Origin of the sequence: Chryseobacterium cucumeris (assembly GCF_001593385.1) — a bacterium.
Classification (GTDB): Bacteria; Bacteroidota; Bacteroidia; order Flavobacteriales; family Weeksellaceae; genus Chryseobacterium; species Chryseobacterium cucumeris.
In genome coordinates this window covers 1-10,997 of record NZ_LUVZ01000010.1, presented here as the reverse complement: position 1 = coordinate 10,997, position 10,997 = coordinate 1, and the positions used below count along the sequence as shown (strand labels likewise).

General features: G+C 33.2%; 8 protein-coding genes. 7 read left to right on the top strand and 1 reads right to left on the bottom strand.

From position 1 onward, the window contains the following. Positions 1-772 precede the first annotated feature (772 nt). Positions 773-2,119: a phage integrase SAM-like domain-containing protein gene (locus tag A1704_RS08860; RefSeq protein WP_065119589.1), complete on the bottom strand. Its 1,347-nt coding sequence runs from the start codon at positions 2,117-2,119 to the stop codon at positions 773-775. Positions 2,120-2,732: 613 nt separating this feature from the next. Here A1704_RS08860 and A1704_RS08855 point away from each other — a divergent pair. The 7 genes from A1704_RS08855 to A1704_RS24295 all read left to right on the top strand — a co-directional run bounded on the left by A1704_RS08855 (position 2,733) and on the right by A1704_RS24295 (position 10,690). Next, on the top strand, positions 2,733-3,152 hold the full coding sequence (locus A1704_RS08855; RefSeq protein ID WP_062672597.1) for a hypothetical protein: 420 nt from the start codon (positions 2,733-2,735) through the stop codon (positions 3,150-3,152). A 435-nt stretch (positions 3,153-3,587) separates the two neighbouring features. Further along, a complete protein-coding gene (locus A1704_RS08850; protein ID WP_062672595.1) occupies positions 3,588-3,920 on the top strand; it encodes a helix-turn-helix domain-containing protein in 333 nt (110 codons plus the stop codon). A gap of 433 nt (positions 3,921-4,353) precedes the next feature. After that, the gene (locus tag A1704_RS08845) at positions 4,354-6,216 is read left to right on the top strand and encodes an FISUMP domain-containing protein (protein ID WP_062672593.1); all 1,863 of its coding nucleotides are present in this window, start codon (positions 4,354-4,356) and stop codon (positions 6,214-6,216) included. A gap of 508 nt (positions 6,217-6,724) precedes the next feature. Next, positions 6,725-8,074, top strand: coding sequence for a peroxiredoxin family protein (locus A1704_RS23880; protein WP_065119587.1), 1,350 nt, complete (start codon positions 6,725-6,727; stop codon positions 8,072-8,074). A 465-nt stretch (positions 8,075-8,539) separates the two neighbouring features. Beyond that, entirely contained in the window at positions 8,540-9,376 is an 837-nt protein-coding gene (locus tag A1704_RS08835; protein WP_062672590.1) for a hypothetical protein, read from the top strand. A gap of 909 nt (positions 9,377-10,285) precedes the next feature. Beyond that, positions 10,286-10,429 carry a hypothetical protein gene (locus A1704_RS24450; protein ID WP_157885765.1) on the top strand — a complete coding sequence of 48 codons (144 nt, stop codon included), beginning with the start codon at positions 10,286-10,288 and terminating at the stop codon, positions 10,427-10,429. Between the two features lie 63 nt (positions 10,430-10,492). Then, positions 10,493-10,690: a hypothetical protein gene (locus A1704_RS24295; RefSeq protein WP_131797495.1), complete on the top strand. Its 198-nt coding sequence runs from the start codon at positions 10,493-10,495 to the stop codon at positions 10,688-10,690. Positions 10,691-10,997: the final 307 nt, after the last annotated feature.

The following is a 10,997-nucleotide window of genomic DNA, read 5'->3' as shown; positions in this document are numbered from 1 at the left end:
TGCTAATTCAAGTACGCCTAACTTGTTTTTGATGATTTTTTGTTGTGTAGTCATAATACTTAATCTGTTTTAAAGTTATTCTTTTTGATTATAACTGTCAGATTAAGTATTGACTAATTCATATAAATAGATTCGGTACACATTAAGAGAAAGTTTTCTTAGTTATAGAAGATACCGGAAATAAAAAGAGGAGATCTTTCCTAATATCTAATAGCCTATTGCTGGTAGGTTGCTGCCCAGCACAACTACTTCCTCTTGGGCTTCGAGACTAAATTTATATTTTTTTGTTTTATAGAACTTAAGTATGTATAATTTATGGGCAATATTTCTCCATTTGAATCCCAAAATTTTGCAGTAATATCAAGCTGAATAGGGATGAGATGTTCCAACGACTGTAATTTTTCCCAAGGTGTTTTTTCCATTCAAAGAAGAATGTGCTCTTTTCTTATTGTAAAACTCTTGTCATTCAATAGCTAAAGCATTTAAATCAAGATCTGGATTAATTTTGTGTTTAAAGAGTCCCGCCAAACGGTCATTGTAGAAAGTATGATTCCCTTTTGAAGCAGATGGATTGAGATTCTTGCAGCTCCCCATCTTTTTTTTCTCTCTTAAATCGAGGATAATAGATACAGGTTCTTTTGTAACCTTAGTATTGGTAAAGGTTTTAGGACGTCTTGACTTATCTGACAGTTCTTGCTCTACTTCTTCTTTATACGTTTTTACCCATCGGTATCTGATCTTGTAATTGCCGTTTTCGTTACAGACCTCAATTCTAAATAGGTTTTAGTCCAATCTTTGCGAGCCTTGACTTGCTGTTGCTCTTTCTTTTGGAGTCTTCTCTTTCTTCTTTCTCATTAATTATCATTTCTCTTCTATGTATTTTGTCAAAATACCTGCCAAGGCTTGCTATTCTATTATGATCAAGAGGGTTGACATATTTTTTAAACATTTGTTCAGTAGAGTGACCCGTAGCTTCCATTAGCAACGGAGTTGGGATCTTACCATAAAAGTTAGTTGCAAAACTTCTTCTCCCGATATGACTTGTAATTACTTCCCATTTTTCTAAGAACATTTTTTTTGCTCGATGTGCAGATCTTCTGGAAGAATATATTTTCTCATTTAATCCTGTTATTTGTGCAATTTTTTTGATCTGTTGATTGTATTGTGCAATGGGAATGGCTTGAGGGAAACAACCATTACAGGTTATGATATTCAATACTGTTGGATGTAGTGGGATTATTATTTTTTTTCCCGTTTTCTGCTGAATGAAAGAAATGCATGTTTTTCCATTAATTAGGAGAAGTTGGTTGTCAGAAAATCGCATGAAGTCAGAGATTCTTTGTCCAGTAAAGCAACTTATAAGCAACCAATCTTTGGCAGCTTGTAATTCTTTAGGAACGGGAGTTTTTTTAATCAATAATATTTCCTGTTCACTAAGGGTGACCACTTCCTTGTATTGTTTTTCTCTTCGGACTTCCATTATTCTTACTTGTGTTATAATTCCTTTTTTTTCTGCAAAATTTAAAATTGTTTTTACAAAATGAATGGTTCTGTATATTGTACTTTCGCTGTATTCTTCGCTCTTTGAGAAGACTATAAACTCTTTAATAAATTCCATTCCTATATTTTCTATATGCATTCTTTTCATGATGTATCCTTCAAAACGCTCAATATGCTTATAAAAAACCATATATCGTTTATAAGTAGAATGTGAAATGATGTCCTTTTTTAAAGAGATATAAAGGTTTATAAAATAAAGGAGCGAATTCTCTGGGAGCGAATTTTCATCTTGCTTACTACAAATCCTTTTGATGTCTTTTGATATTATTCTTTGAGATAGTGATTTTTTATGAAGGATTCTATCTTCTAAAATCTTAGTGATTTGTATTTTCAGATTGTTAAGGTTAGCATTTATCTTTTTATATTTTTTAAGATAAATATTAATGGGTCTTTGTTTAAGGATATCCCAGTCAGGTGTATTTATAGTGAAAGGAGTTTTGAAGGTGTATTTGATTCCTTTTTTTTTATCAATGATGCTTAGATAAATGTTTTGATTAACGAATTCAGTCGAAGTAAGAGCTAAAGGATGATTTTGCGGAAGAAAAAAATTTAATGTCATTGCTGAATATTTAAATTACTAATTTTCAGCAAAAATAATATAAAATAGTGGTCCCTAAAAGACTACTATTTCACTACAAATATAAATATATTTTCTAATAAATCAATATTTATAGAAAAAAATCTATACTTAATATCAGATTATTACTTCTGTGAATCTAGTTATAACTATAATAAGTTCGGCAGGGAGCCTTATCTAATAATACAATGTTTTTTTAAATGTGGAATATAAATTATTGATTTGTAAATCAATAATTTATAAAATAAGTCTTTTAGGGACCACATCTATCATCAGGCGAATGAAAACACAATTAATGAGATTTTTTCCCTCATGTACTAAGATCTCTTTCCTCTGTAGGAAGGAGGCTTAGTTTTCTTGTGGGTTTCTATTCTAGATTATTTGATCAGAAGTGTATAAGAAAATAAAGAGATTAGGACTAAAAGACGCCAGCTTTTTTAAATAAAAAATGTTGAGTTGTAAAGTTTGATGTTGTAAAAGTTTAGTGGATAAACTTAATGGTTATTCATAGTAAATGAAAGTTGTAATGTGTTTTGGTTGTGTTTGATTTTTATAAAGTGTAATTAGTATAAGCAATGGGTTTAAAATGAAAAATATGAATGATTTTAAAGATATCCATATCGGAGAGTATATCCGCATTCGTGTAGAAGAAACTAAGGTTGATCTTTCCCGTATGATTAGGTTTATGAAATGTACAGAAAATGATTTGAGGGAAATTTATAATTCCAAGAGCGTAGATAGCTTGGTATTATTAAGACTGAGTAAAATCCTAGAATATGATTTTTTTCGGATATATACGCAGCATTTGATATTGTATGCCCCTGTTGAGGGAAGAAAGAATAGTTCTAATAAAAAAGGTATGGTTCCACAATTTCGTAAGAATATCTATACTAAGGAGATGATTGACTTTTTCCTGGAGATGATAAAGAGTGGGGAAAAGACGACTAGCCAAATTATAAATGATTATAGAATCCCTAAAACAACACTTTTTAAATGGATTGCCAAGAATCCTTAGAGGGGGGGAGTGGTAGCAATAAAAAACTGAAGAGTTAGAGATTTTATAATGTGGTTTCAGAGTTGGAGAGAGCTTTCTGATTCTTATAATAAAGTATTATTAAAAAAGAATTATAGTTGAGAGTTTTTAGAGTTGAGAGAAGGGATAAGTAAGTTTTGTCTTATTTGTTCTTAGGTTAGGGCTTAGTATTTCCTTAGTTGATTTTTCTCTTGAAGGATAGTTGATATTATTTATGTAAGCTGAAGAGGAACACTGTGTTATGTTTTTCTTAATGGCTAAGGAGTCATCCCCCTTGGCCATCCTCTTCAGGCAAGCATTATTATCTTATGGATTATTATCATAGTATTACTTGAAAAAAACTCTCTATTAATATGGATTAATCATTGGTAAAAATATTGATGAATAACATTATGAAACATCATTAAAAAAATAAATATGGGAAAGCCAAATTATAACAAAATTTATAGCGATATCATACAACTAAAATTCCCAGACAAGCTGTTGGTTTGCCAGAAATTACTGGATAAAAAGGAGTTAAGTGTATTAGATGTGATAGAGCTTAACAGAAAATTGTTTGAGACAAGTGATTTGTCGTCTGAAAAATTTAATCAGAAGCTCCGGTCTTATGATCGACGTTCAATATTAAGAATGTTAGATTATCAACGGGATAATAAATTGAATAACAGTCAGTTGGCAACGCATTTTAATTTGAGCCGTAATACGGTTACCGTATGGAAGAAAAGGTTCCTAGTAAAAAATAAAAAATGATGAGTATGCAAAACAATAAGCGAAAGAAGAGAAAAGCGTAAATCTTTTTAAGTGCCATTCAATGGAAATTAGAAAGACACTGGAAACAATGCTATATCTTTTAATACATAATAAAAAAATCTATATTGGATTTGTTGCTGGATTTTAATTTAATATGTATTAATAATAGTATTTACAAATAAATGTGATCTATTGTTATAACATTCTGAAAAGGTTGGTAATTGTTGCTCAGATGCTATAAGCTAAGGTTTTAATGGTATCAGATTAGGGCGTTAAAAATGGATCACTTGGTATATCAAAGAATATGATATTCTATTGGAATCTTATATGAAAATCTATTGAAGCTCAAGTTTTCAGGCTTGAATATCAATGCGGTAATGTGAAACAAAATGAATCTAAAAAGACATTATTTAATATTAAATAGTTACAAGAAATGAGAACACAAATTTTATTATTGGCAATAACAGCTAGTTTTACAGCTTTATTGCAGGGGCAGGTGGGTATTAATACCACTTCTCCGAAGTCTACCCTTGATGTGGAGGCTAAGAACATTGATGGGAGTAGCCCAGAAGGAATAATTGCTCCCAGGCTTACAAGGAATGCACTTGTTACTGCATCTGGTACCGGACAATATGGTCTTCCCCAGAGTGGCGCAATTATATATGTAACAGAAATAGATGGAGTGAGTAGCAGTACTGGACAGACTGCTAATGTAGATGCGGTCGGATATTATTATTTTGATGGACAAGCCAATGAGTGGAAGAAACTTGGTGCGGGTAGTAATATTTATAACTCTAATGGTACTTTGAGCAATAACCGTATTATGAATATGAATGGAAATACTCTTGGATTTATCCAAGGAAGAATGGGGGTTGGTAGTGCTACTTCTCATCCATCTTCAATTCTTGGGTTGGAAAGTACTACCTTGGGGTTCTTGCCTCCAAGAATGACCAAGGCACAAATGGATGCTATTATTAATCCTTCCGTGGGTCTTATAGTGTATTGTACAGACTGTTTTGCAAATAATCAGGGCTGTTTGATGGTTAATGATTCTTCGGTTGAAACCTCGCCGAAATGGGGGTCTCTTTGTTCTTCAAATGTGAGTTCTCCTATTGTGTTTTCGATAGATTGTGCTTCTGCAGTAACTTCAGGATCTCTTTACTCCGGGACAGCAGCTAGCGGAGTTAGTACAATAGTTCCTTATAATGGTGGTAATGATGGAACCTACAACGCTGTTAATTTCTTCTCAACAGGAGTAACAGGTCTTATGGCAAGCCTTCCTTCTGGCACTCTGAATACCGGGAATGGAAATTTTGTCTTTAATATTACAGGAACGCCAAACTCTGCAGGTACTGCAAATTTTGATATCACGATAGCTGGGAAATCATGTAGCTTTAGTATCCCTGTAACGACATTGTCGGGTTCGGTGAGTTCATTGAATTGTGGTTCAGCAATCTTCTCTCCATCAGTGATTACCCAGGGAACAGCATATAGTGGAACAATGAGTTTACCCTATAGTGGAGGAAATGGACAGGCTTATCCTCAGGAATCCTTTGTTCAGAATGGACTTACATTTACCCGTCCGGCAGGTACTCTTGCTAATGGTAATGGAAGTTTAGTGTATAATGTAGCTGGTACAGCATCAAGTGCTGGGGTAATGAGTGTTCCAATTTCATTTGCCGGTCAGTCTTGTAGTGTAAATGCAACAGTAACAGGAGGCCTTACAACAGTGATGCCAGGAAATCCACAGGCGTGGATGCGACATAACCTTGGAGCCGATACTAGCCTTGACCCCGATGTACCTGTTCAGGGAATCCATGGGAATTATTACCAATGGGGAAGAGCTGCCGTTGTTGCTGATGCAAGTACTCCTTCAGGAGTAATCACTTCCTGGAATACTACCGAAGCTCCTACAGAATCATGGTCGGATACAAGTAAAACAGTCAATGATCCATGTCCTGTAGGCTTTAGAGTTCCGACAAGACAGCAATGGCTAAACTTGGTTAATAATACTATCTCAAGTAACATTGGAGCCTTTAATAATTCTGACACAAATTTTGGATCAGGTAAGGTCCTAGTTGGTGGTGGAAATAAGCTGACCTTCCCTATTACAGGCGAGCGCCGATATGTGGATGGTTCATTGTTTGCCCGTGGAATGACTGCTCGTTATTGGACTAGTACGGAATACCCGAGCATCTATGGCTATAATACGTATTTTGATTTCGGAACTGTTAATGCATCGTCGAGCTACGCTTACAAAACATCCGGCTATGCTGTCCGTTGTATCTCAGAATAGATATTTATATAACTATTTATCGGTGGTACAGCCACCGGTTTAATAAGTTTGATTCAAATTATAAAGTAGAGGCGGAGCAAAATTTTTTCATCTTGTTTTTTATTGGAACCCGTTTTTATAATATTCTACTTTTTTTCCGCTGAAATTTCCCTTCATTACTGACTTGCTATATTTAATATATATAAAACTTTTAGTTGTTCTAATTATTATTTAAAGTACCTGCTTGAAGGGAGTATTTCAGTACTTGTTTGGAAATGGAATTTTTTCTGATACTTGAGTATGTTTACTAGAAAGAACTCTTTGTAAGTCTGTCCAATATTTAGTGATTCTCATTAAACATTAGACACATTACTAAGGAGGAATAAAAGGGTTATTAATATTTATGATCCTCTCCCTAAGCAATGAAGAAAGGAGAATTAATTTTAAATGAATTGTTTGAATTGAAAGTCATTGTGCATTAACTAAATCCTCTCTATATGAAGATGATTATAACAATTATTATTACTAAATGAACAGAATATTGAACCTTATTTTTTTTCTTTTGGCTGGGTTGTATTCATCACAAGATATTAAAATGGAGTTTCCTTATTTTGCGGGAAAAACCTATGATTTTATCATATTTCAGGGAAAAGAATCCAAAATAGTATACCAAGGAGTAATTCCTTCGGATGGAAAGTTTACCCTTTCAGTGCCCCAAATATATACTCCTTATAGGGGGATGTGTCGTTGGCTTATTACTGGCAGCGAGCAGGGAGGGGGGCTTGATATGGTAATTCCAGGAGTAGATTTTTCTGTAAGTTGTCTGTCTAAAATCCCTAATAATGATAATATTGTTTATACAAGAAATGATGAAATGGAAAAGTTGAACCATTATTCTCAAATACAAGATTCTATCTTCAAGCGTCATGATGCAATGTGGAGGGCGATCAAATCTTTTTCCAGATCAAATAAAAGCTATAGTTTATTCCAACTTGAATATAACAAACAGCTTAAGGCTTATGACAGCCTTCAAATAATGCTTGATAAAGATCACTCTTATGCTTCAGAGTTTTTAAGGGTAGTGAATATCACAAGAGGTATAGGAAAAGAGCTTGAAGAGGGTGAAGAAAAGCGTGCAGAAAGTATTGCGAATTTGATAACTGAAGATCTTAAGTGGGAGACACTTTATACCTCTGGTCATTGGTCAACCGTTATTTCATCATGGGTAGATATTCATTTACTAGTTTTAAAAAATGATAAAGCATTTATAAAGGATTTTGATAAAATAACAGAGAATATTCGTGCAGGTTTGTATAGCGATTTTGCCGGTCAAGTGGCTCATATTCTTAGCCAACAAGGAAAAGATAATCTCATTGCGGCAATAACCCCTATAGTTTTGAGCTCCGGTAAAATAGAGAAATATGAAGGTGGGCTTTCTGTGTATAAACGCTTAGCAGTAGGCTCTTTAGCACCTGATCTTGTATTAACCAAAGTGAAGAAAGGGAAAAAAGAGACTGAGCATCTAAAAATGAAGGATCTTTTGAGAGAAGATTATAAAAAAATATTATTGATATTCTATCATTCAGGTTGTGGTCCTTGTGAAAAAACTATTGAGGAACTTTCCAAGAGTGATGAAAAACTTTCCAAAATGGGAGTGCGGATAATTGGTTTGTCTTCGGATAAAGAGTCATTGTCATTCAACAAAAATTCTTCGAAATTTGTTGGAAAAGAGATTTATTGTGACTATGAAGGCTTGAATGGGGCAAATTTTAAAAACTACGGGGTTCTTGGAACTCCAACTCTGGTATTAATTGATCAAAGCTGTAAAATTCAGCTTTTTGCTTCCGAGCTTAGTGAAGTACTGTCCGTATTAAAATAATTCACATATTTTTTTAGAGGAGGATAATGCATAAGTAAATTAATATCAGTCTGGAGTATATATTTAACTTTTAAAGCTAAGTTCGTCTACAGATGTTTGAATGCATTAAAGATATTAAATAAATGTACGAGTTACCACTACATTTCACTAACATTTCTGTTTTTGAGATGGATATATATTGAATTAAGAATACCCTGTAACTACTATTAATAAAGAAAATTTAAAGAACTTGACGGTCGTAGAATTGCATGATTTAATTTTAGTGCAACTATGTAAGTTGGAATGTTTTATCCCCCTAATGTTAGCGGTAGTTGATATGTTGTTGTAATTGAGGATTTTGATGGAGTTTTCCAGCAAATAAATTATTGACAATTATTTGCTTGATAAAAGATTTATTAATTAAATCTTTAGAATAAAATAGTCTAAATAAAACCATTTATTTTTATAAACTTTAACACATAGAAAATGAAACAAATTTTATTATTAGGTACTCTACTATTTTCAGTAGATGCCTTCTGTCAAGTGGGTATTAATACAAATACACCTCACGCAACTTTGGATATTGTTGGAAAGCCAGCAGATACATTTGCAATTGACGGTGTTATTGTCCCACGACTAACGGGCGACCAGCTAAAAACTAAAGACAATCTTTATACAGCTTTACAGGATGGGACAATCGTATATGTTACTAGTCCTCTAACTGCATCACAAACTACTAATAAAACAGTAAATGTGCTGGAGAAAGGCTATTATTATTTTGATATATCAAAAGGAACTGGAGGACAATGGTTAAGAATGTATTATAATTATTCCGGAGTATTAGCTGGTGCAGATGGTATAGATGCCTATACAGGTTCGGGGGTAACGATCAGTGCTGCTAATAATAATACGACAACCCAGTTAGTGACAAGTAGGGCATTTACTTTAAATCAGAAATCTCTGGTAACATTTACTTATACTCTTTCTGTAAGTGATATTGTAGCTGCTGATGGTTCTTTTATTAGTGATAACCGCTCCAAATTATATGGCTCCGGCTTATATTGGATAAACGGAGGAGGTATATTTACTAATAATACAAGTTTATCAGTACAGTCTACCAACTTTAGCTCTTCGCCAAATTATGCTAATGGTTTTTTTCATCTCAGTTCTACCAGAAGTGTAGTTTTACCCGCAGGTACTTATTCTGTAGGATTACAAGCTATAGTATTCGCTGCATTGAACGATAACATAGGAATTAGGGCAACATTTGGCACAGGTAGTCGTGATATTTTGGATATTATAGCTGTACCATTTCCAAATTAAAAATAAGACACAAATTGGAGAGATATTCTGAAATATTTAAGAAATTATTGTTAGATGTTGAGGGTATTGCTCCTTTATGAATGAAGGAAATATGCTTTATACTGGATGGGTACTTTTCCTGCAGTCACGCAGATCCAGTATCATATAATTTCCCAGTACACTGTCTACAAATGCTAATAATTCCAACATGAAGTAAAGAAAGCATTTTTTGAAAAAGTTATAACCTTTCTGAATTATATTAGTTTATTCAGCAAATTATATATTTTCATAAGTTTTTGCGTGATGGATAGGTTTGAAATATTTATCCGCTAATTCTTAAAGCAAAGTATTTATTTATGATGTGTTTTAGGAAATTCATATAGAGTTTTAAAAAAAAATAACACATTCTATTTTTATATAAAAGTAGAAAAACCAGATTAGATTGTAGATAATCTAAGTCCCAATTATTACTCCCTTTCTATATGTCCGATATCACAGATGATGAGAAAGAAAGGGGGGCTTAGTTTTATTACAAGAATAATATATCATTTAATATAATTTACGTCAAAAAATAAAATCATGAAAAGAATAATTAATTTTCTGTTTGTCATTAATGTCTTATATTTGAGTGCACAACAAGGAAGTGTAGCTATTGGTACAACTAATCCTGATCCCTGCTATTTTAGATGCTGTATCATTAAGTAAAGGACTGTAGCTGCAGGTAGTTTCTCTCATTTCCACTACTGATATTACTACCATAGCGAATCCAAAAACAGGTTTTATTATTTGCAATAAGGCTGTTGCAGGTTCCGGAAATACTTCTGTTAATAAAGGATTATATTCCTATAATGGCACAGGATGGGAAAGGATGTGGACGAAATCTGATATAAAAACCGAAATAGATAAAATCCCCTTTTATAACACCAGTGTTTGCAGCAAGTAATATGGTTGCTTCAGGAAGTATTACAGCAGGCACAATTACCAATCTCACCTTCAGGTACTTTGCATAAAAACTTATCGGGAGGAGCGCAAGGCGGGCCTGCTTATACAGGATATAGAATTCAACAGGCATGAGGGTATGTTATCTCTTATAATGCGGATATCAGAAATGTATCAGGAGACACCACAGTTGGAGCAATGGTCTATATACAGAAAAACGGAACCAATATATGCAGCTATGGAACAGATAAACGATATCAGTACGGAAGAGTTTCAAGCATACGTACAGTAAGTTTGGTGGTAAATGATCTTATTACGTTCAGAGCACGGTCTTCAAATGCTGTCAATCAGATTACCAATACTAATGTTTCCATTTCTAAAATATCAAATAACTAAATCACAGAACAGTATCGAATTAAATGGTGATGATTTCTGAGTTCAAAAAGCAGTATATTTGAAACAATCACCAGCCTAAATATTTATAAATGAACCTTATTAATACTATTGATTTTGAGTTTTAGCTCATAGAATTTTTTTAAACTAGATCCAACCATAAGGTTTATTCTTACGGTTTAAATGAATTAGTCAATACTTAATCTGACAGTTATAATCAAAAAGAATAACTTTAAAACAGATTAAGTATTATGACTACACAACAAAAAATCATCAAAAACAAGTTAGGCGTACTTGAATTAGCACAACA

Coding starts and splice junctions, on each gene's coding strand:
- A1704_RS08860 (WP_065119589.1), bottom strand. CDS start 2,119: ATGACATTAAATTTTTTTCTTCCGCAAAATCATCCTTTAGCTCTTACT.
- A1704_RS08855 (WP_062672597.1), top strand. CDS start 2,733: ATGAATGATTTTAAAGATATCCATATCGGAGAGTATATCCGCATTCGT.
- A1704_RS08850 (WP_062672595.1), top strand. CDS start 3,588: ATGGGAAAGCCAAATTATAACAAAATTTATAGCGATATCATACAACTA.
- A1704_RS08845 (WP_062672593.1), top strand. CDS start 4,354: ATGAGAACACAAATTTTATTATTGGCAATAACAGCTAGTTTTACAGCT.
- A1704_RS23880 (WP_065119587.1), top strand. CDS start 6,725: ATGAACAGAATATTGAACCTTATTTTTTTTCTTTTGGCTGGGTTGTAT.
- A1704_RS08835 (WP_062672590.1), top strand. CDS start 8,540: ATGAAACAAATTTTATTATTAGGTACTCTACTATTTTCAGTAGATGCC.
- A1704_RS24295 (WP_131797495.1), top strand. CDS start 10,493: ATGGTCTATATACAGAAAAACGGAACCAATATATGCAGCTATGGAACA.